Origin of the sequence: Planktotalea arctica, assembly GCF_002105285.1 — a bacterium.
In the GTDB taxonomy this organism is placed as follows: Bacteria; Pseudomonadota; Alphaproteobacteria; order Rhodobacterales; family Rhodobacteraceae; genus Planktotalea; species Planktotalea arctica.
On the sequence record NZ_MUHR01000005.1, the window covers coordinates 154,359 to 177,088 of the forward strand.

Here is a 22,730-nt window from a genome sequence, read left to right on the forward strand (position 1 = left end):
AAATGGACCTGAGCTACAGCAAAGACGAGTTGGCGTTTCAAAACGAAGTGCGCAGCTTTTTGAAAGAGAAACTTCCCCAGCGCATGTCGGAGCGTGTGCGCTCGGGCGGTGAGTTAACCAAAGATGACGCCGAAGAATGGCACGCCATTCTGAACGATAAGGGATGGCTTGCGCAAAACTGGCCAAAAGCCTTCGGTGGCGCGGAGTGGGATGCCGTGCAGCGCCACATCTACGACGAAGAGGCCGCGCTTGCAGACGCGCCGCGCATTGTGCCGTTCGGCCTTTCGATGCTGGCGCCCGTGTTGCAGAAGTTCGGCTCCAAAGCGCAATGCGACCGCTGGTTGCCGCGTATTCTGGACGGGTCCGACTGGTGGTGTCAGGGCTATTCCGAGCCGGGTGCAGGATCTGATCTGGCGTCATTGCGGACCGCCGCCGTGCGCGAGGGAGATCACTATATCGTCAATGGTCAAAAGACCTGGACGACGCTTGGCCAGCACGCGAATATGATATTCTGCCTTGTGCGCACCGACAAGGATGTGAAGCAGCAAGAGGGGATTTCCTTCCTGCTTATCGATATGGACACGCCCGGGGTAGAAGTGCGTCCTATCGTGCTTCTGGACGGCGGCGCAGAGGTGAACGAGGTCTGGTTCACGGACGTCAAAGTGCCCGTTGAAAACCTTGTGGGCGAAGAGAACAAGGGCTGGACCTACGCCAAATATCTGCTGACCCACGAGCGCACGAATATCGCGGGCGTCGGGTTTTCCAATGCGGGGCTTGAGGCGGTCAAGCGCATTGCCAAAGCGGAAATGTCAGGGGGTAAACCGCTGATCGAAAACCCGCATTTCGCCGCACGCATTGCGCAGGTCGAAATGGAGTTGATGGCGCTGTCCCTGTCCAATTTGCGCATCGTATCGAAGGCAGCCAAAGGCGGTGCGCCGGGGCTCGAGGCGTCGATGCTCAAGGTTAAAGGTTCGATCATTCGCCAAGAGATCAACGATCTGGCGCGCCGCGCTGTTGGTCCCTACGCATTGCCATTTGCATCCGAGGCGATTGAAGGCGCGAACGAGCCGCCCATCGGACCGGATTATGCGGGGCCTGTGGCGGCGCAGTATTTCAACAATCGTAAACTTTCGATTTTTGGTGGCTCAAACGAGGTGCAGCGCGAGATCATTGCCAAGACCACTTTGGGGAGAATGCAATGAACTTCGAGCTAACCGAAGAGCGGCAAATGCTGCAAGACACACTCCGCCGCTTTCTGTCTGACAAATACGATGTGGCCACGCGCAATAGTATCTTGGAAAGCGACGCTGGCATGAGCGCCGATATTTGGGTGCAGCTTGCTGAACTTGGTGTTCTGGGCGCGCTTTTCAGCGAGGACGATGGCGGCTTTGGCGGTGCTGGTTTTGACATCGCGGTGGTGTTCGAGGAGCTTGGGCGCGCAGGCGTTGTAGAGCCCATTCTGGAGACCTGTATCTTGGGTGGCGGTCTGATTTCCGCGTTTGGGAACAAGAGCCAAAAAGGCATTTTGGAGACTGTTATCGGTGGAGGGACTCGCCTTGCGCTGGCCCATGGCGAGCCGCGCAGTCGCTATGACCTCAGCCGTGTCGAGACGGTTTGCAGGGGTGGCAAGTTGGCGGGTCACAAGTCCATGTCACTTGGTGCAGGGAACGCAGATCACGTTATCATTTCAGCACGTGAAAGTGGCGCGGTGGATGACAAGGAAGGCTTATCGCTTTTCCTGATGAAGACTTCTGATTTGGATTTGCGGGCCACACCTGTGATGGGCGGCGGCATGGCGGCGGACATCTTTCTTGACGGTTTTGCAGTCACAGACGACATGCGCCTTGGCCCCAAGGGCGGTGCGTTTGAAGCACTGGAAACTGTCCAGGCGGCGGCGATCACAGCGATCTGCGCGCAGACGCTGGGCGGTATGGAAACAGCGGTTCGACTTACTGCGGAGTATTTGCAAACGCGCAAGCAATTCGGCAAGCCGATTGGAACGTTCCAAGCGCTACAACATCGCCTCTCGGACATGCTAATCGAGATGGAGCAAGCCCGCTCTGCGGTGATTGGCGCGGCGGGATACCTCGAAGCAGACCCTAAACAGCGCGATCGCCATGCAAGTGCTGCGAAAAACTTGCTGGGCCGCATTGGCCGCATGATCGCAGAGGACGCGATCCAGATGCACGGGGGCATTGCGATGACGCAGGAATATGAACTTGCCCATATCGCGAAGCGCATCGTCATGGCGGATCATATGTTCGGCGATACGGACCATCATCTCGAGCGTTTCATTGCGCTAAGCGCCGCGTAAATGAGCAGCGAAATTCGCAACGAAACCGGAACGCAAAAGCTGGTGGGATATGTTATCGATGTGGGCCACAGCGATGGCTGCGCGCGCTGTTGGCTTGATCTGGAAGCGCGTCATCTGAACCGCCACAACGTGCTGCACGGGGGCATCGCAACGATGCTTCTGGATAGCGCGAGCGGCGCGACGGGAAGCATGACGGTCGATCCCACAGGGCTTGTTCCGTTTTTGTCGGTTTCCTTGAACGTGCAGTTCATCGCCCCCGGACGCCCCGGGCGTGTGAGTGCGGTGGGTAAAATCACTGGCGGTGGCCGTTCGCTCAAATTCATTTCGGCTGAGTTGCATCACGAGGATGGCACGTTGATCGCGACCTCCACAGGCGTGTTTAAACGTGTGCCACAGGAAAAGCTGGCATGACCCTCGCACGCGTGGATCAACAGGGATCGACCCTTACAATCATGAACGCCAATCCTGCGCGGCGCGGGGCCTTGTCGCCTGATCTATATGCGGCAATCCGCGAAGCGCTGGAGCGCGCGCAAGACCCCAAAGTGCGTGCGATTATCTTCGCCTCCGAGGGTGGATTTTTCTGCTCTGGCGGGGATCTGAATACGCTCAAGGAACGCGCTGGTCTGAGTCTTGAGCAGCGCCGCGCCAAAGTGCAGGAGTTGCACGACCTGGTCGCAGGTCTGCGCGCGGCCCCCGTGCCGATTATCGCGGCGGTCGAGGGTGGCGCAGCGGGGGCTGGCCTCTCCTTGGCGCTTGCGTGCGATATGATCGTTGCCACTCAAGGCGCCAAGTTCACGGCCTCTTACGTCAAGGCGGGCGTTGTGCCGGATGCGGGTCTAACATCGGCACTGTCGCGCATGTTGCCCCGTCAACTGGTTAGCGAAATGTGCCTTTTGGCGCGCTCGGTCGCGGCAGGGCGTTTGGCTGACCTCGGCGTGGTGAACCTGATCGCGGAAGATCCATTAGCAGAGGCGCAAGCGTTGGCAGATACATTCGCCAAAGGTCCGCGCAAAGCGCAAGGCATCATCAAAGGCCTCGTCAGCAGCGCGTATGAGCTTAGCGAAACCGAGCAGCTAGTGGCAGAACGTGAGGCCATGATTCGCGCGGTGGTCGATACCGAGGCGCAGATCGGTATCACCGCGTTCCTTGGCAAGCAAACACCGGAGTATCCATGAGCCTGACAACGCCCCTTAGCCAGAAATTCGGCCTGCGGATGCCGATCCTCGCAGGGGGCCTTATGTGGCTCGCCGATGCGGAGTATGTCGCCGCTTGTGCGCATGCAGGGATCATGGGGTTTGTCACGGCGGCCTCCTTTCCCGATCCTGCTGATTTGCGCGCAGAAATCGCAAAGGCGCACAGGCTTTGCGGCGGTAAGCCGTTCGGCGTTAATGTTTCCATGTTGCCCAAGCTGGTTCCGGGCGAGCAAACGGCAGATATCTTCAAGCTGATCGCACAGACGGGCGTCGACGTCGTTGAAACCTCAGGCCGCAATCCAGAGGAATACATGGCGCAGCTTAAAGCACAGGGCACTTTTGTCATTCACAAAGTTCCGTCGGTACGGTTTGCCATGAAGGCCCAAAGCATCGGTGTCGATATGGTCGCTATCGTGGGCGCGGAATGTGGCGGTCATCCGGGGCTCGATCTGATAGGGACGATGGTTAACAACGCGCTCGCGTTGGAGCGTCTCGACATCCCTTTCGTTATTGGTGGCGGCATTGGGCACGGCGCACAAATCGCGGCTGCGATCGCCATGGGGGCCAGCGGCGTCGTCATGGGCACGCGGCTACTGGTGGCGGAAGAACTCAATGCGCATCACGGTTACAAACAGGCGCTCGTCGATGCGAGCGAGCGCGACACTGTGTTGACCATGCAATCCGTGCGCAACACGATCCGCACGCTGAAGAATGACACGACCACGCTGGTCGCGCAGATGGAAGCAGAGAACCCCGAGATCGGCTTTGAGGGCCTGCGCCCCCATGTGGCAGGCGTGATCGGGCGCAAGGCCTATGAGACGGGCGATGTGTCCAAGGGCATGCTCTCTGCGGGGCATGCGCTCGGGCTGACGGATAGGATTGAACCGATGGCGGATATTGTGACGCGGCTGGAGATGCAGGCAGATGTGGCAGCGCTGCGTCTGAGAGGGGCAAGCGATGCACATTCATGAATTTCTGAGTGCTGAGGCACAGGCGCGGCCCCAAGCGATTGCCGTGCAGGATTGGGACGGCGCGGAATGGTCCTTTGCAAAAGAGTGGGCGGCGGCAGAGGCGGGCGCAGAGCTTTTGAAACTGGCGGGCGTGCAAAAGGGTGACCGCGTTTTGATGGTCACGGAGAACTGCGTGACGCTTTGCGTTTTCATCTACGCGTGTTCGCTGATCGGCGCATGGGCAGTGCCTGTGAACGCGCGCCAGACGGAAGCGGAACTTGCGCGCATCATCAAACACGCGACCCCGCGCGCGGGGCTGTTCATGTCGTCGGTTTCACCCGATGCAAAAGCGCATGGCGATCGCTGTGATGCGCGCGAAGTAAAGGGGGCGTGGGGCGATGTGATGATGGCAGAGCTTGGCCCAAGCGACCCTGCGTTCGACCCCGATGTTGCCGTCATGCTCTATACCACGGGTACGACCGGCACGCCCAAAGGTGTCATGCTGACCCACTCCAATCTGGTCTATGCTGGTAAAACCTCCGCCGATACGCGCGGTATGACGCGCGATGATACAGTCTATGGCGCGCTGCCTATGACCCATGTGTTCGGGCTTGCTTCAATGCTCATGGCGGCCACATTCGCAGGCGCGACGATCAGGCTTGAGGCGCGCTTTACAGCGGCCAAGCTGCACGCGGCCTTGATCAGCGGTGTGACTATCCTGCCGGCGGTTCCCCAGATGCACGCGCTGTTGATGCAATACACCGCCGAGCAAGGGATCGAGAGCATCGCAGGTGGTCCGCTTCGCTTCGTTTCCTCCGGCGCGGCTCCGCTCGATCCTATGTGGAAACGAAAAGCGGAGGCGTTCTACGGCATCGCTTTGCAGAACGGGTATGGCATGACCGAAACCAGCGCGGGCGTGTGTACCACTAAAAGCGAAATGGGCGATCCCGATATCTCTGTCGGTCCGCCGCTCAAGGGCGTCGAAATTCGCATCGACGAGGGCGCAGAGGGCGGCGGCAATGGTATTGGCGAAGTCCTGACGCGCGGCCCGCACATCATGCTGGGCTATTTCCGCAACCCGGAAGAAACCGCCAAAGCGCTTGACCAGGACGGGTGGATGCACACGGGCGATCTGGGCAAAATCGACGAAAACGGCCTGCTGCACATCTTGGGCCGCTCCAAGGAATTGATCATACGAGGCGGTTTCAACATCTACCCACCCGAAGTAGAAGCCGCGATCAACGATCACCCCGCAGTCGTACAATCCGCAGTCATCGGGCGCCGTACGGTCACCGGAGATGAGGACGTTCTCGCTTTCGTTCAGCTTCCCAACCTCGATGCCGTCACGCCCGAGGAGTTGCGCGCTTTCGTTGCGCCGCGACTATCGGCCTACAAGCGCCCCAGCCAGTTCGTTCTTGCGCTTAGCCTGCCCGCTGCGCCTACCGGCAAGCTGTTGAAACACAAGCTGCTCAATACATTCGCCGATCAGTTAAGCTAACCCCTGCTTCATCTTGCCCTTTAAACTCATCCACGCTCATAAGCCGAGCGTCGGGTCGATCCTGATGTTCGATACGCCCGAAAAATCCGCCATCAAATCCAACTCGCGGTGCAAACGATCCAGCCGCGCGGGCGTTACTTGCACACCCTTTTCCCACCAAAGACCCGTGACGTTTAACACATCTTCAGCCCGCAGCGCTTTCATATCGATGCGCCCGGTCAAACGATCGCCCTCCATGATTGGAAAGACGTAATAGCCGTATTGGCGTTTGGCCTCGGGCACGAAAATTTCAATCCTGTAGTGAAACCCGAACAGACGCTCGGCGCGTTTGCGATCCCTTAAAGCAGGATCAAAGGGGCTTAGAATGCGCAGGCGGTTTGTGGGTTTGGGCGGTGTTTCTTCCATGATCCCATCGCGCGCAAAGACGCGTTTCAGGCTGCCGTCATGGCCCTCGATATCCACTTCGATCACCCCGGCGTTGACGCACCAGTCTTTGGCTTCTTGCAAGGTCACATGATCCCAGAACGCTGCAATTTCATTCGGGCTGGCAAAGCCAAGGCGATCGAGAGCCGCGTTGCAGAGCCAATCTATACTGTCTTCCTCGCTTGGCGTCTCAGCGATCAATTCCGCGTCCAGAACACGTTCCGTCAGATCGTAGAATTTCTTGAACGAGACCCTGTGCGTCACGCTTAGATCGCCCGTGCGCCATAGATATTCCAGTGCAGTCTTGGACGGGTGCCAGTCCCACCAGCCGCCTGAACTGCGCTTTTCACCCTTGCCGACGCATGCGGAGGATTTCGGGCCTTCCACGGCGATCTGATCCAAGAGGGCATCGACTTTTTCCTCAAACCCGGCACGCCGCCAACTGCGCCATTGGCGCTTTAGCTTTTCCGCATCGCGCGCGAAACGCAGTTTCCAATGCGGGAAGAATTGCGATGGAATGACCGACGCGTCATGGGTCCAATGCTCGAATAGGGAGTGTTCTGTTTCCAGCAATTGCGAGAGGTTGTTGGGGCGATATTTCGTGCGCCGTGCGCGCAAGATCATGTGATGGGCGCGCTCAACCGTGTTGATGCTATCGACCTGAACAAATCCAAGGCGTGTGATCAGGTCAAGGAGATCATCGCCCTTGCCGCTGCCTGTGGGCGCACTGCTCAGCAAATGACGATCGAGAAAAATGGCGCGGGCAGTCTTGTTGTCAAGGACTGGAACGCACACGCCCTAGCGCCGTTTCAGCGTGTCGCCAAAACTGATCGTCGGAGTGAGCTCTACCCGCTTTTCCATCTCTGCGCCCGGGCTTTCAACGCGCCCTGCGATGATTTGAGCAGCTTTGCGCCCGATCTCCAGACGGCAGGCATCCATCGTTGCCAATTGACGCGGCAGCCCTTGCAAAAGCTCGACCCCGTTAAAACCCGCAAGGCCGATCTGGCCGGGGATGTCGTAGCCTTTTTCCATGAGGTATAGCAGTCCACCAGCACCAATCATGTCGTTGGAATAATAAAGAAAATCAAGTTCTGGATTGCGCTCCAGCATCGCCGCCGTCATCTCGCGGCCCTTGGCAAGAGCAGAGCCGCCGGAGTAAAATTCGCGCTCAATAATCTCGACACCCGCTTTGCCAAGCACCTCTGTGAAGCCCTCGAAACGTTTGCGCGCACGGTGATCGAGCGGCATTTTTGTGCCCATGAAACCGATCTTCTCGTAGCGCCCTTTGAGGATCGCTTTGGCCATTTCGCGCCCTGCACGGCGGTGGGAAATTCCGACTGACGTGTCGATGGGTGTGCCGTCCACATCCATTATTTCAACGACTGGAATGCCTGAGGCTTTGAGCATTGCGCGCGACGCATCCGAGTGTTCGAGACCGGCAATGATGATGCCAGACGGACGCCATGATAGCATCTCGAACAGGACGCGTTCTTCTTTTTCGGGCAGATAGTCGGTGACGCCGACGACGGGCTGAAGTTCCGTATTTTCAAGGACTTGGCTGATCCCAGTCATCACTTCGGGGAACACCATGTTGGACATTGACGGGATAATGACCGCTACCAGATTGACGCGCTGCGACGCCAGTGCGCCTGCGATTTTGTTGGGCACATAGCCAAGGTCTTTGGCCGCTTTCAGCACTTTTTCGCGGGTTGTCGTCGACACGTCCCCGCGATTGCGCAAAACGCGACTTACGGTCATTTCGGACACGCCAGAGGCTTCGGACACATCGCGCAGGGTGAGCGGGCGGCTATCGGTTTTGGACAAGGGAATTTCCTCAGCGCGGGATTATGTTATCGCGAACATAATTCGATTTCCTCACAAGCGCCATGGGGTGAATTTCATCCTGACATTTTGCTAAGAACGGGCTAAGGCTTTTCGGCGTGGCCCCGTGGCTCAACTGGATAGAGCAGCCCCCTCCTAAGGGGCAGGTTGCAGGTTCGAATCCTGCCGGGGTCACCAAATCTGCCAATAAATACAGGTGCCAGAAAAAGCATATGTTTGCGCAAAAGAAAGTAATAGCGTGGGCAAAGTTATGGAAAAATCAGCAAAAATAGTCCATATTAATAAATAATTACAGAGACTTACGGTCATGAGCATGCGCTTTCTTTATGGGCTTAGATGCGCACTTTCATCGGCGATTTGACAGTTGTTCTCAAATCCCCTTTCTAGGGATTCATTGGGTTCCGGAACCTTCCGTAACTTATCTGCCTATCGGTCAGTGATCGTTGGGCGGCAGCGCAGGGTAACGCCCGCGCTATGAAAGGACTCTGCAATGCGGCTTGCCCGTCGCACATATCGCCACAGAGCACGAGGCAGATGAGTTCGCTACGGGTTTGCACGAAGAAATGCCTTGGATGGCTCCAGCGACCGAGTCTGTTTGGCATGGACTGCGCGCATCGGCGCGAGAAGGGCTGCCTGGGCTGCGATTCAATCCGCTGGTTTTAGTTGGGTCCCCTGGTATCGGCTAAAGCTATTGGGCGCACCGCGTTGCACACCATCTGACGGTGCCAACGACCCTCATTGATGCTACGGGTGAGCCATCAACTTTTGCATTGGTTGGCGCTCAACGAGGGCGGTCCAACGCCACGCCAGGAAAGCTGATGCAGACCGTCCGGAGAGATCGTCAAGCCGGGCCCTTGGTCATCATCGACAAGGTGGAAAAGCCTGGCGATGTCCACTCAAGCAAAGGGACGCGCCATACGCTAACGGACGCCCTTTTGCCGCTGTCCGACCCTCTCCTGATTTGTGCGACAAAGACTTTTCAACGCCATGTTTGCTTCATGTACTTCGATAGCCTCTTCGATATTGTCGAAATAGGTCAATGTTCCGTTTTCCAATACTGCACCGGCGCTGCACAATTGTCGGATCATGCCCATCCCATGGGATACCACAATTGCGCCTGACTGCTGGGTTCTTGCTTTCAACATGTTGCGGCTGCGCGTTTGAAAGGCGGCGTCGCCGACAGAGGTGACTTCGTCGATGAGATAGGTATCAAATCGGACACCCATAGAGACGCCAAAGGCTAGCCGAGAGCGCATGCCGGACGAATAGGTGCGAAACGGCAAGTAGAAATGACTGCCAAGCTCGGCAAACCCATCGACGAATTCTAACAGTTCTTCGGTGTCGCAGCCATAAACGCGGGCAATAAAGCGTGTATTTTGTGCGCCGCTCAATTCTGGATGAAATGATCCGGCAAACCCCACAGGCCAAGAGACTGTACCACTGTGAAAAATCCGGCCTTCGCTTGGGGCAAGTGTGCCGGATATCATTTTCATCAAGGTGGACTTCCCCGCCCCGTTGCGCCCTAAAAGCCCGACGCAGGCACCCGTTGGAATGAGCATCGAGATATTTCGTGCGACGTTTTTTCGGATACCGCCAAGGACAAAAGTTTTGCTTACATTCTCGAAACGGATCATCTGTCTAGCGCCTATCTAAAGAACTGAATCCGACAAGTGATATCAGTGCCCATAGCAAGAATGTGCCAAGTGCAATGAACGAAAGGATCAAGCCGCGTTTCGGAAAGAGAGACTTATCAGCTTTGGTCGGCAGAATGTGGGCTGCAAGATACCGTGTATTGCGCCGCGCGTCCGAAATAGCAGCGTCGAAGCCTGCACGCGCGATCTGGTAGCTTTGCTCGGTAAATTCGACTTCGACAATCAATTTTTCATATTCGCCAAACAGACGTGCCATGCCTTGCTTGCCCGCTTCACCGGTTCCAATGGTTCGTTTGCTGCGCTCTTGGTCAATCCTTGATTGCAACACATTCTGGCGCTGAATCGCTTGATTAAGCCGTGTGTCCGAGCGCCGCGTGTTCGCCGAAAGCATCGCAATCTCGATCAGTGTTTCAGTCAATTGCGCTTCCAATGTGGCCACCAAAGAGGTTTGGGTACTGATATTAACGCCGGGGTCGACCATCTCGTTAAGCACACGAAATTCTGTGAGGGCAGTGCGTGCTTGTGACAGCCTAGCCTTGGTGCGTTGTAGATCGTCAAGCGCATATCGCACGGCGTCTTCATGCGCGATATTGTTGATTTGGTTTATCAATTCGCCGCTATGATCCAGAATTTCCTCGTTGATAAGGCGCGCGTCTTCGGGGCTGAATGCACGGGCGCGCACTTCGATAATTCCGCGTGTGCTATCGTGGGAAATATCTATCATTCGATCCCAGTGCTTATGCAGATCTTCAATCAGGCCAGTCTTTTCGAAAGCAAAGATTGGATCGCGTTCGGGGAGCGACCAGAGGTTCGCCAAATCAAGCGAGGTTTGCATCTTTTCGACAAGGTGCTGACTGCGTAAATAGTCATACAGGATGTCGCTATCATTGGCGCCGGAGCCTGATAGATCAGCGATGCCGCCCAGAAGTTCTATCCCGCTACTTGCTTCCTCGCTGCGGATGCTGAACGCAAAAGTCGAGGCATATTGATCTGAGGCCCGCGTCCAAAGGTACACTGCACTCACGATAACAGGAAGAAGGACCATCATTGCGAAACTAACAGCTGCCGCGATGTGACGGAAACGCAGGTGCGCAGATCGAACAGGCGGCGCAAATGCGTGACTTGAGCCGGGACCGGCCTTCAGAACAGTGATGTTTTCAGCTAATGCCACGGCTCTACCTTTTTGCTAAGCCGTGTTTCGCAGAACCTGTTAAACAATAGGTAAACATTCGGCGCCATTTAGAGCCCAATGAGCGATCAAATATTTAAAACACGAACTATGCGATCCCTGCGTGTGCCGCGTGCGATGCAGACTATAATGGCGTTGGTGCTGCGCGAAATGGCGACCAGCTATGGACGATCGCCCGGCGGCTATCTTTGGGCGGTGGCAGAGCCAGTCGCGGGTATCGCGCTTTTGACCTTTATCTTTTCGCTTGGATTTCAAGCACCGCCGCTGGGCACCAGTTTTGCACTTTTTTATGCCTCGGGGCTGGTTCCTTTTTTGATTTACTCGGATTTAAGTGGAAAACTCTCGCAGTCGATCAATTTTTCCCTGCCTTTGCTGGGGTATCCTAGGGTTACGCTCGCGGATGCGGTGCTGGCCCGGGCCTTGCTCAATATCATTACGCAAACCTTGGTAAGTTGTCTGATATTGGGCGGGCTGCTTGTGTTGATCGCTACTCAGGCCACGCCCAACATTGCAATCCTGGCCCAAGCCATCTTGCTGGCGTTTACGCTCGGATTTGGGGTGGGTACGCTGAACTGCTTTCTGGTCACGCGCTTCCCCGTCTGGCAACGCATTTGGAGTATCGCGAACAGGCCAATGTTTCTTTTATCCTGCATCGTTTTCACGTTCGAATCCATTCCAATGCCCTTTCGCGATTGGCTTTGGTTCAACCCTATCGTGCATGTCGTCGGTGTGATGCGCCAGGGTCTCTATTTCGGCTACTCCGGTGCCTATGTTTCCGTGACCTATGTCCTGTTTCTATCGCTTGGATTGAGTGTGCTGGGTTTCTTCCTGATTTGGCGCTTCAAGGATAGATTGCTGAACCGATAAAGGGCCAAAATACTTTGCTGAAAATCACCCCTATTAGGCAATGATTCAGGAATAGCCGCTAAACAGCGTAAAACAGCTTCATTTTGGGTGCGTGCGACGTGTTTTCTTTGATCTCTCGATTGTTTCATCTCTATTGCGATCATCATTTCGCTCTTTTGCTTCCTGGGTTTGAAATTATTGATGGGGATGGTGAAAAACGTGGCCAGATTGAGCGGATTTGCTACGGGCGTCATAGTTTGCGAGTGGAGGGCTGGTGCGCAAAGGGGCGCGTCGCCCTTACCCATCCCGGAGATGTACATTGGGAGACGCCGAATATTCTTCGTGCTGACGTGAACGCGGCATTAGGGCTAAGGGCAGAGCAAAGATGTGGGTTCAACCTTGCATGCTATGGTAAAACGCAAGGCGTATTTCTGTTGTTGAAAAAAGATAACACAACCCTGCAAATACAGTGTCCACACCCAGCGTGGCGTCAACGGGTCAGTGCGCAAATCCATATTCGAATCAGTTTTGCCAGAGACGTTATTCGCGCGGCTCCTGCCCTGATACGTGCTTATTTTTCCCCCAACAGTGTGAGCCGACAAAAAGCCAAACGCGCGATGCGGATAGGTGATTGCGCGTCAAGCCTAATCCTTGATGCCAGCGTTTTTCATAAGTCAGTCGCTGCGAAAAATCCGAAGAAGTTGACGCTGATTTTGCCGATCTTCAATGCTGCAGATGTCTTGGGGCTGGCTCTCACGCGGATTGTCGAAAATACGGATGTGCCGTGGCGGTTGATTTTGGTCGAAGACTGCTCGACGGACCCGGCGGTGCGTCCGATGGTGCGCCGATGGCGTGATACGCACAGCATTTTGGGGCATGAAATATACCTTCTTGAGAATAGAGAGAATCTTGGCTTTATCAAAAGCGTAAACCGCGCATTCAAGGTTGCGCTCGAGCATAGTGATCATGCGGTTTTAATAAATTCGGACGCTCTGGTTCCCAAGGGTTGGGCATCGCGTTTGATCCATCCCATCATGACGAATGCTAGTGTTGCAAGCGTGACGCCGTTGTCAAACGATGCCGAGGTGTTTTCCGTCCCCGTGATCTGCAAGAATGGTGATATTATCGAGGGTGCAGGCGATCAAATTGATCGTAGCCTGCGTGCGCATATTTCGATTGATGCCTGCAAATCGGCTCCGACCGGCGTCGGGTTTTGTATGGCGATAAATAACAGGTTTTTACGCAAATTGCCGGAGTTCGACACAGCTTTTGGGCGTGGCTATGGTGAAGAAGTAGATTGGTGCCAGAAGGCGCTTGCGCTAGGTGGACTGCATATGTGTCAGCCCGCATTGTTCGTCGAGCATCGCGGTGGCGCATCCTTTGGAAGTGTGGAAAAGCAGGCCTCGATCGCGCGCAATAATCAGCGCATCACAAAACGGCACCCCCAGTTTGATCAAGCAGTGCAACATTTCATTGCCACTGACCCCCTTGTAAGTGCTCGGCTCTTGGCCGGCATTGCGCATCTGGATGCGTCGCAAGATCGCGTGCAAATATATATCGCGCATTCTTTGGGCGGTGGGGCAGAGCTTTACTTGCAGGAGAAAATTACCGTGGCCAATGCTGGTGGTCAGGGCATCATCGTATTGCGGGTCGGGGGTACGTTGCGTTGGCGGATCGAGCTATATACGGGCCAAGGTAAAGTGTTTGCGGATACAGGTGATTTTGGCCTGTTGAAAACTTTATTGTCACCCATCAGCTGCGGAGAAATTTACTATTCTTGTGCGGTGGGTGACAGTGATCCGGTAGGTTTGAGCCACGAAATCACGGTGCTTCAAGATGCGACGAACGCCAATCTGATCGTCCTTGTGCACGACTATTTCCTGATTAGCCCGTCCTATTGTTTACTAGACTCCGACGGCACCTACGGCGGCATCCCATCCCTTGATCACCTTGATGCAGCGCATGAGTTTTCGGGATCGGACGGTACGTTGGTCAGAAATGTGACATGGCGGAGCACATGGTGCGCAGTCTTGCAGCGCGCTGATCGAATCGTGTGTTTTTCCGAGAGTAGTAGAGTGATTATGTCTCAAGCTTTTCCACAGCTATCGACCGAGATCGAAGTCAGGCCTCATCGAATTGCGCCGATGCGCAATGCCAAGATTGCGGATCACGTAAATCTAACCTCGGTTGGCATCCTAGGTGATATCGGCTTTCAAAAAGGCGCGGATGTGCTTTGCCGTTTGTCGCCTCTTTTGCCGTTGGGTGGCGTCCGAAACCTTGTGATTGTGGGGCGGGTTGACCCCAGTTTCCCGCTGGGTGAGCGTTGTGTCGAAACCGGTACTTACGAGCGAACGGATATTCCATTGCTCATGGAAAAACACGGCATCGCGGCTTGGGTGATTCCAAGTATTTGGCCCGAGACCTTTTCCTACACGACCCACGAAGCCCTTGCCACCGGTCTTCCGGTTTTCGCATTCGATATCGGTGCGCAAGGCGAAGCTGTTGCACGGGAGGCAAATGGCTACCCAATGCCCTTTGCCTGGGCAGCGGAGCCGGAAAAAATATTGACGTTTATTCATAAGGAGCTTGCCGATGGCGCACTCAATCAATGTGTCGATCCCAGCCTTGAAGGTGGCGGGTATCGAGGTTTTGCCGCGTAGCTCTAACAGCCAAATGAAAATCCCGATCGGTGCGCGCCTTGAGGCACCGAGCAGCTTGAAGTGGACCGAATATCATCATTCTCTGGAGTTGGGTGCCTTTTCCTATCAAGTTTCCGGCTACGCATTTGCTACGCGTGTTGGCCGGTATTGTTCATTTGGAGAAGAGGTTCAGATCGGTCGGCAAAACCATCCAACAAGCTGGTCCTCCACGAGTCCTGCATTCTATTTGAGGGATCAGTTGTTTGATGTCGGTAGGAGCTTTCGCGGTGCACACGAATTTCACACTGACGAATCCGTTGCCGAAGGCCCCGCGACGCAGGTGCGAGTAACCCAGATCGGCAACGATGTCTGGATCGGTCACGGCGCTTATGTTGCAGCAGGCGTAACCATTGGCCATGGAGCCTTGGTGGCCGCGCATTCTGTAGTTGTCAAAGATGTGCCACCCTATGCTGTGGTCGCAGGCAACCCTGCTGTGATCAAGAAATGGCGCCTGAAACCTGAACTGATTTCACCGATGCTTCGATGTGCATGGTGGAAATTCGCACCATGGCAACTTAAGGCATTGTGCCCTGCAGATCCGGCGCGATTCATCCATAATGTTATGCACCTGCCGAGCGCAGAAGAATTTGAGCCAAGTGTTTTCGTCGTGAGTGAAACAGGTGGCCTTGGTCACTAATTCTTTAAAATTCTAAATGTTGAGTACCCGTTAAGAGTTGCAATGCTAATCTCCACCTGGGTGAAAAATAGGTGGTGAATATGGCGACGGGCAATGCAGTTGCGCCAATTATCATCAAGAGAAAGAAAATCATCAGCGGCGGTGGGCACCATGGCGGTGCCTGGAAAGTGGCTTATGCAGACTTTGTGACTGCAATGATGGCGTTCTTCATGTTGATGTGGCTCTTGAATGCAACGACGGAAAAACAACGAAAGGGTATTGCGGATTACTTCAATCCGAATGTCCCGATAAATCGCATTTCTGGCGGTGGAACAGGTGCGTTTGGAGGCGACTCGATTTTTTCGGAAAATACACTGGCGAGATCGGGAACCGGGTCTTCCGGGGCCAAGGAACCTTGGATCAAGGCCGACGAAAGTGCCAAAAGCCAAGGCGAGGCCAAACGTGAAGCTGAGGAGTTGGTTAAAACCCTAAATGCGACTCTGCTCGGCAAGGGCGGGGAAAGCGATTTGCTTGATAGCGCTCTCAAGCACGTGATTTCTCGAATTTCGGACGAAGGCGTAGTGATCGAAATTTTCGATCTTCCGGACCGCGCGCTCTTTGATGGCTCGAACAAGGCCAACCCGGTTTTGAACAATCTGATCAACAAGGTAGCGCATATAGCAGCCGGCGCGCAGAACCGGATAGCGATAGCCGCACATGTTCGGACGGAACCAATCGTTCGCGCGGATAATGACCCCTGGCGCAGGTCAATGCAGCGAAGCCTGACCATTAGAAGCATGTTGGAGTTCTCGGGCACGAATGAAGACCGGTTTGAGCGGATTACAGGAAATGCTGACACAAGCCTGACTGCAAGTGATGCTCTTGCTGTTAGAAATAACCGTATCGAGATCATTTTCCTGATCGAGGAATAAACAAGTTGGACTCAATTTGAGCTGTTAGGGGGGTTTTAAGTTCTGGGCTTTATCTGTGTCGCAACGTGGCGGCATAGAAAGGCAGAGTATGACAATTTCTTCATCATTGAACGCGGGTGTGGCGGGGCTGAACGCCAATGCAACTAGACTGGGCACGATCTCTGACAATATCGCGAACGCATCAACGTTCGGTTACAAACGAGCGGCGACAGACTTTCACTCTATGGTCATCTCGTCGCAAGGTGCCACATATTCGGCGGGTGGCGTTCGAACGACGACGCAAAGATTAATCGACGAAAGGGGTTCGCTTGTTTCGACCTCAAACCCGACTGATTTGGCGGTGCGGGGCGGTGGGATGATTCCGGTTGCTTTGGCGTCTGAAGTGCAGGGCAAAAACGGGTCGCCGCAAATGTTCCTTTCGACGACCGGATCATTTCGCACCGATGCAAATGGATACTTGAAAACGCCCTCTGGTATGGTTCTCATGGGTTGGCCGGCGCAACCGGACGGCACAATTCCTGCATTCCCCCGTGACACACAAGATGCGCTGGAACCGGTAAGACTTAATGTGAATCAATTTACTGGTGAGCCAACGACGGCGATCGATATCGCGGTCAACCTGCCCGCGACTCAAACAGAGGAAGGCGCAGATGGTGAGCTACAACAGCTTTCTATCGAATATTATGACAATCTGGGAACCTCGGAAAATGTAAAGCTGGAATTTGTGCCAACAGTGCCGGGCACGGGGTCTTCCAACGAATGGACGCTCACGCTGAAGGACACTGCGCAAGACGATGCTATTATCGGCGAGTATACGCTTCTCTTCGATGATGGCAGAACCTCTGGTGGTACACTTCAATCCGTTACGAGCATAAGTGGTGGTGCATATGATCCCAGTACCGGCGCTATGATTGTGAACGTCGCGGGTGGGCCGCTCGAGTTGAATATTGGCCGCGCCGGGAGTTCTGAGGGCTTGACGCAGCTTTCGGATAGCTTTGCCCCAGTTTCGATTTCCAAGGATGGGTCCCCAGTTGGAAATATGACAGCGGTGGAAGTCGATGCGAATGGCTTCGTCCACGCCTTCTTCGACACGGGAATTACCCGAACCATCTATCAGGTGCCATTAGTGGACGTTCCAAATCCGAACGGGATGGTGTCGCTCGACAATCAAACCTATCTGCCGTCACCGGAAAGCGGTTCGTTTTTCTTGTGGAATGCCGGGGATGGGCCCACCGGTGACATTGTAGCCTATGCGCGCGAAGAAAGTACGACGGATGTCGCGGCCGAGTTGACTTCGATGATCCAAACGCAGCGCGCCTATTCGTCGAATGCAAAGGTTATCCAGACCGTTGACGAGATGCTTCAGGAAACGACGAATATCAAACGCTAATTAGAGGAAATCTAAGATGAGCCTTTCAAGCTCCATATCCAATGCGCTGTCCGGTTTGTCGGTGTCTTCTCGCGCTGCGCATCTCGTTTCGTCTAATTTGGCGAATGCGATGAATGAAAACTATAGCCGCCAGGAAATCGAACTCGGGAGTTCGCGCGAGGGTGGTGCGACTATTGCCGGAGTCAGTCGAGTTGTTGACACGGCGCTGCTTGCGGATGGCAGAAGTGCGCGTGCAGGTATGGAGCTCTCGTCCGGGCGGGCGGATGGCGCCCGCGCACTCGAGGACATCATCGGAACGCCGGATGATCCATCCTCCCTGCCTGCGCATGTGAACAGGTTTGACGCTGCCTTGCGATTTCTTGAAGGCGACCCGGGTTCGCGAATTCGGCTGCAAGAGGTAGCTTCGAGCGCAAGTGCCCTGAGCAACAGTTTGGGTGCGGCACAAGCAAGCATTCAATCGCAAAGGCTAAGCGCGGATCGACAAATTTCGCAAGAAATCAAAGTGCTTAATGCAAGTTTGGAACAAATCGTAAAGTTGAACGGGCAAATCCTTTCGGCAAATGTGAATGGGCGCGATACCAATGTGCTTTTGGATCAACGCCAGAGCCTCGTTGATCAGGTGAGCGCATTGGTTCCCGTTCGAGAGATGCCAAGGGCACATGGTGCCGTGTCATTGGTAAGCGCGACGGGAATGATGCTTCTTGAAAGCACTGCGGTTGCAATCGAATTTACGCGCACGAACCAAATTCTACCGCACATGACGCTTGAGGATGGGCAGTTGGGGGGAATCAGCATTGATGGCGAGCAAGTCAGCACGACTGCAGAAAATGGCCCTTTCGCAGGTGGGCGCTTGCAAGCGCTTTTCGAAATACGCGATGAAATGGCACCGAAGGCACAAGACAAAATAGACGCTTTCGCTCTCGATCTTGCTGTGCGCTTTCAGGATATTCCTGCCGATGGCTCCATCGGTGTGGGTGATCCGGGGCTATTTACCGACAGCAGTGCGCGCGCTGAATTTGCAACCCAGACCGGGCTTGCGGGTCGGCTTTTGCTGAATGCAAATGTTGATCCTCAAGTTGGTGGAGAGCCTTGGCGCTTGCGTAGCGGTTTGAACGCAGGGACCGAAGGTGCGCCGGGCACTGCAACTTTGATTGCTAACATGATTTCATCATTGTCGAACCATGCGCCTGATGCTGGGTCGATATTTGATCACGCTGTCTCGCTTACCTCATTTTCTGCTCAGCTCACATCAAACCATGAGCGCCAGGAAAGTTTTTCCAGTGCACAATTTGAGCAGATGACTCAATTGAAGCTACAAAATGGTGTTGATACTGACGCAGAGCTTCAGAAACTGCTCGTGATCGAAACCAACTACGCCGCGAACGCAAGGGTGCTTCAGGCGATTGATGAAATGTTCGATACGTTGATGAGGATGAACTGATGCCTTTCAACTCAATCGGCGACCTTGCCAGCGGCTTGTTGCTGAACCAATCCAACCTGCAAGCCAAGCGAAACATGCTTCAGTTGTCCAAAGAACTGACGACGGGCGTCACGTCGGACGTCGGTGCGACCCTCCGCAATGATTTTGCCCAACAAATGAGTTGGGAGCATCGCATAGGCTCATCTCAAATACGCGAGAAAACTCTTTCTGAAGCGTTGACGAATATCCAAGTCAAACAATCTGTGCTGGGCGCGATTGGCGATAGCGTGTTGGCCCTTTCAAATGACATTGATTTGACTTTGGGTTCTGGCACTAGCATTGCGATGGATGCCGTGGCTGCAAACGCGAAGGATGTGTTCAATCAAGTTGTTTCGCGGCTGAACGTTCAATCTGGTGGAAAATCACTTTTTTCGGGCGCGCGAAACGACAAACAGGCGATTGCCTCAGTGCAAGACATACTCACTTCTGTCAAAAGCGCTCTCGGCAGCACGGCTACTGTGTCCGACATCATCGACGAAGTACAAAGCTGGATGGATGATCCGGTAAGTGGCTTTTCTAGCCATGGGTATTTGGGTGGCAACGAAGATGCGGCGGCAATTCGCGTCGGCGCTAACCGCTTGATCGATGAGAGCACCCGCGCCGATGATCCGGCATTGCGGGCTACCGTGCAAAACCTGATCTTGGCAAGTCTCTCGGCGGATCAGGACCTCGCTTTGTCGGTTTCAAATAAGGCCGCATTGCTCAAGGTTGCCGCAGACGGATTGCGAAGTGCAGAAGGGCAAATCATTGGGTTGCGTACCTCGGTGGGCTATGTCGAAGCGGAGGTAACAAAAGGAAAAGTTGCCGCAGGTGCAGAGATTGCGACGGCAGAATTACTTCGTGCAGATACGCTTGGCATTGATGAATATGAGGTAGCGAGCAAGTTGCAACAAGCCGAGCTGCAATTGGAAAAAATCTATACCTTGACCGCACGCTCAGCGCGCATGAGTTTGTTGGAGTACCTGCGATGATCCGAATTCTCTTGATCGCATTGATCAGCTTGATGTTGGTGCCAGAGGCAAAGGCCAATAGAATTCGTATTAAGGATCTTGTCAGTTTCGACGGTGTGCGGGGCAATGATCTGGTGGGATACGGGCTGGTTGTAGGTCTAAATGGGACCGGTGATGGTATTCGAAACGCGCCCTTCACCGAAGAAATTATGTCTAATATTCTTGAGCGCCTTGGTGTGAACATCACTGGCGAGCAGTTTCGCCCCAAGAATGTAGCAGCCGTATTCGTCACTGCCGAGTTACCGCCGTTTGCGCGCGCAGGTGGATCGATCGATGTGACTGTCTCGGCGATTGGTGACGCCAAAAGCCTGCTTGGCGGCACGCTAATAATGACACCGCTTAATGCCGCTGACGGGCAAATTTATGCTGTTGCGCAAGGCACGATAATCGCGGGTGGTGCAGCTGGCGAAGGTGATGGCGCGGTGGTCGTTCAAGGGGTTCCAACGTCTGGCGGCATCCCGTCCGGAGCAAGGGTAGAGCGAGAAGTAGATTTTGACTTTGGCGGATTGAAAATTCTGCGGATGGCTTTGCGAGAACCTGATTTTACCACCGCAAGGCGTGTCGAAAGGGCCGTTAACCGTGCATTTGGCAGGCGTGTCGCAGAAATGATTGATTCTGGAACCGTCTCGATTGATGTCGTAAAATCTGGTGCGAAGTCACCTGCGCATGCGATAAGCCAGCTTGAAAATATTCTGGTGCAGCCCCAACGTAAGGCGAAAGTCGTGGTTGATCAAAGGTCTGGCACAATCGTCATGGGCGAAGATGTGCGCATCTCTCGGGTTGCGATCTCGCAAGGGAATTTGACGATCCGCATTCAGGAACAACCGCTTGTGCAGCAACCTAATCCTTTCTCGCAAGGTGAAACAGTCGTGGTGCCGCGCACCGAGGTCGAGCTAGAGGAAGACGAAGGGATCAGTATGGCGGAGTTGCGCGGAGGAACGTCCCTTTCCGAAGTTGTCGCAGGGTTGAATGCGCTGGGCGTTGCGCCCCGCGATATGATCGACATCCTGAAAAGCATCAAAGCTGCAGGCGCGCTGCACGCTGAGTTCGTCGTGCGTTAAGCACTTGCCGCGATGTTGCGCTGCTTTTCCAGATCGATCTGCTTTTGCCGCTCGCGAAAGCGCGCTTTATCATCAGCACTGGTTTCGTCGAAACATTGATGGCATGAAACGCCCAGTTCGAATTTTTCGTTCTTCACGTCCTCGGGCATGATCGGGCGCCGACACCCGAAACAAAGCTGATGCGGGCCTATTTTCAAGCCATGTCCTACCGAAACGCGACCATCGAAAACGAAACATTCGCCGTTCCAGCTTGTCTCTTCTTCTGGCACGGTTTCCAGATACTTAAGAATACCCCCCTTGAGATGATACACTTCTTCGACGCCTTGGCTTTTCAGAAAGCTCGTTGATTTTTCACAGCGAATACCACCCGTACAAAACATCGCGACGCGCTGGTTTTCGAAACGGGTTTTGTTTTCTTCCCACCAGGCGGGAAATTCACGAAAGCTCTTGGTCTTGGGGTCGATCGCACCCTCAAATGTGCCAATTGCGACTTCGTAATCGTTGCGCGTGTCGATCACCACGACATCCTGGGCGCGGATGAAGCCGTTCCAATCCTCAGGCTCGACATAATGACCGACCGCGCCCAGCGGATCGACGTCGGGCTGACCCATCGTGACAATCTCTCGTTTGAGGCGAACCTTCAGTTTGGCAAAAGGCTCATCTGGGCTGAAACTTTGCTTCGTTTCCAGACCAGCAAATTCAGGCAGGTTCTTGAGGAAGTGCAAAATACTCTCGACGCCGTCTGCCGATCCGGCGATCGTGCCGTTGATCCCCTCTGGGGCGAGCAAAAGCGTTCCCTTAATGCCAAGAGTTTCGCATTTTTCGCGAATGTGTTTCTGCCGCGCTACAAGGTCGTTAACGGGGGAGAAATGATAGAGTGCAGCAATTGTAAACATGCGCGTGGGCGTAACGGATTTTGACCCGCTAAGGCAAGTGCTCTATGAACGGCCTAGTGCCGCATGGCCGTGTTCAAGGAGATTAACATGCCGGGATCACCTGCTCTTATCATCATCGACGTTCAAAATGATTTTTGCGAAGGTGGCGCTTTGGCCGTGCCGGGCGGAAGCGAGATCATCGCGCAAATCAATGCGCTACAGGCGGATTTCGATGCGGTTGTGCTGTCGCAGGATTGGCATCCGCAAAGTCATACATCTTTCGCGAGTAATCACGTCGACAGTGTGCCATATGATCTGGTCGAAATGTCCTACGGCGCGCAGGTTTTGTGGCCGGATCACTGTGTGCAAGGCAGCATGGGGGCAGAGTTTCACGTCGATTTGGCAACGAACCGTGCACAAATGATTGTGCGTAAAGGGTTTCGCACCGAGATCGACAGCTATTCTGCGTTTTTTGAGAATGATCAGACCACGCCCACAGGGCTAGATGGCTACCTAAAAACGCGCAGTATTTCTGAGGTAGTTTTGGTGGGCCTTGCCTTGGATTTTTGTGTGCAGTTCACAGCGCTCGACGCGCGCAAACTCGGTTATGAAGTGACGGTCATCCAATCTGCGTGCCGTGCGATCGATTTGAACGGATCCCTTGCGGAGGCACTTGTCGCGATGAAGCGGGCGGGAGTTACATTGGCATAGCGCTACACCCGATTCGTTAAGACGTTTGCGCAATAACCGCTGCGAGCAG

Annotated in this window: 20 protein-coding genes and 1 tRNA gene; 16 read left to right on the plus strand and 5 right to left on the minus strand. The window is 54.5% G+C overall.

The genetic code is table 11. The annotated features are described in order from the left end of the window. Positions 1 to 2 precede the first annotated feature (2 nt). The 6 genes from B9P63_RS05430 to B9P63_RS05455 are packed head-to-tail and all read left to right on the plus strand — an operon-like array spanning position 3 to position 5,955. Positions 3 to 1,202 (plus strand): acyl-CoA dehydrogenase family protein, encoded by a 1,200-nt coding sequence (locus B9P63_RS05430; RefSeq protein ID WP_085307546.1) that lies wholly within the window; start codon positions 3 to 5, stop codon positions 1,200 to 1,202. Next, positions 1,199 to 2,314, plus strand: coding sequence for an acyl-CoA dehydrogenase family protein (locus B9P63_RS05435; protein WP_085307547.1), 1,116 nt, complete (start codon positions 1,199 to 1,201; stop codon positions 2,312 to 2,314). Before B9P63_RS05430 ends, B9P63_RS05435 begins: the two co-directional genes overlap by 4 nt. Beyond that, positions 2,315 to 2,725: a PaaI family thioesterase gene (locus tag B9P63_RS05440; protein ID WP_085307548.1), complete on the plus strand. Its 411-nt coding sequence runs from the start codon at positions 2,315 to 2,317 to the stop codon at positions 2,723 to 2,725. After that, complete coding sequence (locus B9P63_RS05445) at positions 2,722 to 3,489, plus strand: oxepin-CoA hydrolase, alternative type (RefSeq protein ID WP_085307549.1); 768 nt, start codon at positions 2,722 to 2,724, stop codon at positions 3,487 to 3,489. The genes B9P63_RS05440 and B9P63_RS05445 overlap by 4 nt, the downstream gene beginning before the upstream one ends. Next, positions 3,486 to 4,478, plus strand: a complete 993-nt coding sequence (locus B9P63_RS05450; protein ID WP_085307550.1) for an NAD(P)H-dependent flavin oxidoreductase — start codon at positions 3,486 to 3,488, stop codon at positions 4,476 to 4,478. The genes B9P63_RS05445 and B9P63_RS05450 overlap by 4 nt, the downstream gene beginning before the upstream one ends. After that, positions 4,465 to 5,955 (plus strand): class I adenylate-forming enzyme family protein, encoded by a 1,491-nt coding sequence (locus B9P63_RS05455; protein ID WP_085307551.1) that lies wholly within the window; start codon positions 4,465 to 4,467, stop codon positions 5,953 to 5,955. The genes B9P63_RS05450 and B9P63_RS05455 overlap by 14 nt, the downstream gene beginning before the upstream one ends. A gap of 36 nt (positions 5,956 to 5,991) precedes the next feature. Here the strand turns inward: B9P63_RS05455 and B9P63_RS05460 are convergent, their stop codons facing one another. Both B9P63_RS05460 and B9P63_RS05465 read right to left on the minus strand, forming a co-directional pair. Further along, a complete protein-coding gene (locus B9P63_RS05460) occupies positions 5,992 to 7,173 on the minus strand; it encodes a winged helix-turn-helix domain-containing protein (RefSeq protein ID WP_085307552.1) in 1,182 nt (393 codons plus the stop codon). A 3-nt stretch (positions 7,174 to 7,176) separates the two neighbouring features. Beyond that, entirely contained in the window at positions 7,177 to 8,202 is a 1,026-nt protein-coding gene (locus B9P63_RS05465; protein ID WP_085307553.1) for a LacI family DNA-binding transcriptional regulator, read from the minus strand. A gap of 118 nt (positions 8,203 to 8,320) precedes the next feature. On the opposite strand from B9P63_RS05465, the gene B9P63_RS05470 reads away from it, so the two are divergent. Beyond that, positions 8,321 to 8,397 (plus strand) — tRNA-Arg (locus tag B9P63_RS05470). A 743-nt stretch (positions 8,398 to 9,140) separates the two neighbouring features. Here the strand turns inward: B9P63_RS05470 and B9P63_RS05480 are convergent. Both B9P63_RS05480 and B9P63_RS05485 read right to left on the minus strand, forming a co-directional pair. After that, the gene (locus tag B9P63_RS05480) at positions 9,141 to 9,854 is read right to left on the minus strand and encodes an ABC transporter ATP-binding protein (RefSeq protein ID WP_085307554.1); all 714 of its coding nucleotides are present in this window, start codon (positions 9,852 to 9,854) and stop codon (positions 9,141 to 9,143) included. A 4-nt stretch (positions 9,855 to 9,858) separates the two neighbouring features. After that, entirely contained in the window at positions 9,859 to 11,043 is a 1,185-nt protein-coding gene (locus B9P63_RS05485) for a KpsE/RkpR family capsule polysaccharide export protein (protein ID WP_139816210.1), read from the minus strand. A 147-nt stretch (positions 11,044 to 11,190) separates the two neighbouring features. Between B9P63_RS05485 and B9P63_RS05490 the strand changes: the two genes are divergently transcribed. From B9P63_RS05490 to B9P63_RS05525, 8 genes are all read left to right on the plus strand, one after another. Then, a complete protein-coding gene (locus B9P63_RS05490; RefSeq protein ID WP_085307881.1) occupies positions 11,191 to 11,928 on the plus strand; it encodes an ABC transporter permease in 738 nt (245 codons plus the stop codon). A 680-nt stretch (positions 11,929 to 12,608) separates the two neighbouring features. After that, a complete protein-coding gene (locus B9P63_RS05495) occupies positions 12,609 to 14,567 on the plus strand; it encodes a glycosyltransferase (RefSeq protein ID WP_176219104.1) in 1,959 nt (652 codons plus the stop codon). 13 nt (positions 14,568 to 14,580) lie between these two features. Then, on the plus strand, positions 14,581 to 15,243 hold the full coding sequence (locus B9P63_RS05500) for a CatB-related O-acetyltransferase (protein ID WP_217806497.1): 663 nt from the start codon (positions 14,581 to 14,583) through the stop codon (positions 15,241 to 15,243). An 80-nt stretch (positions 15,244 to 15,323) separates the two neighbouring features. Then, the gene (locus tag B9P63_RS05505) at positions 15,324 to 16,154 is read left to right on the plus strand and encodes a flagellar motor protein MotB (RefSeq protein ID WP_085307558.1); all 831 of its coding nucleotides are present in this window, start codon (positions 15,324 to 15,326) and stop codon (positions 16,152 to 16,154) included. A gap of 88 nt (positions 16,155 to 16,242) precedes the next feature. Continuing rightward, positions 16,243 to 17,544, plus strand: coding sequence for a flagellar hook protein FlgE (locus B9P63_RS05510; RefSeq protein WP_176219115.1), 1,302 nt, complete (start codon positions 16,243 to 16,245; stop codon positions 17,542 to 17,544). Positions 17,545 to 17,560: 16 nt separating this feature from the next. Further along, positions 17,561 to 18,985 carry a flagellar hook-associated protein FlgK gene (gene flgK, locus B9P63_RS05515; protein WP_085307560.1) on the plus strand — a complete coding sequence of 475 codons (1,425 nt, stop codon included), beginning with the start codon at positions 17,561 to 17,563 and terminating at the stop codon, positions 18,983 to 18,985. After that, complete coding sequence (locus B9P63_RS05520; RefSeq protein ID WP_085307561.1) at positions 18,985 to 19,995, plus strand: hypothetical protein; 1,011 nt, start codon at positions 18,985 to 18,987, stop codon at positions 19,993 to 19,995. The genes flgK and B9P63_RS05520 overlap by 1 nt, the downstream gene beginning before the upstream one ends. After that, positions 19,992 to 21,095, plus strand: a complete 1,104-nt coding sequence (locus B9P63_RS05525) for a flagellar basal body P-ring protein FlgI (RefSeq protein WP_085307562.1) — start codon at positions 19,992 to 19,994, stop codon at positions 21,093 to 21,095. Before B9P63_RS05520 ends, B9P63_RS05525 begins: the two co-directional genes overlap by 4 nt. Here B9P63_RS05525 and trhO read toward each other — a convergent pair. After that, positions 21,092 to 21,991, minus strand: coding sequence for an oxygen-dependent tRNA uridine(34) hydroxylase TrhO (gene trhO, locus B9P63_RS05530; RefSeq protein WP_085307563.1), 900 nt, complete (start codon positions 21,989 to 21,991; stop codon positions 21,092 to 21,094). The two genes, B9P63_RS05525 and trhO, sit on opposite strands and share 4 nt — an antisense overlap. Positions 21,992 to 22,078: 87 nt before the next feature. Here trhO and pncA point away from each other — a divergent pair, with 87 nt between their 5' ends. Then, positions 22,079 to 22,681 (plus strand): bifunctional nicotinamidase/pyrazinamidase, encoded by a 603-nt coding sequence (pncA, locus tag B9P63_RS05535; protein ID WP_085307882.1) that lies wholly within the window; start codon positions 22,079 to 22,081, stop codon positions 22,679 to 22,681. The last annotated feature ends 49 nt before the right edge of the window (positions 22,682 to 22,730 follow it).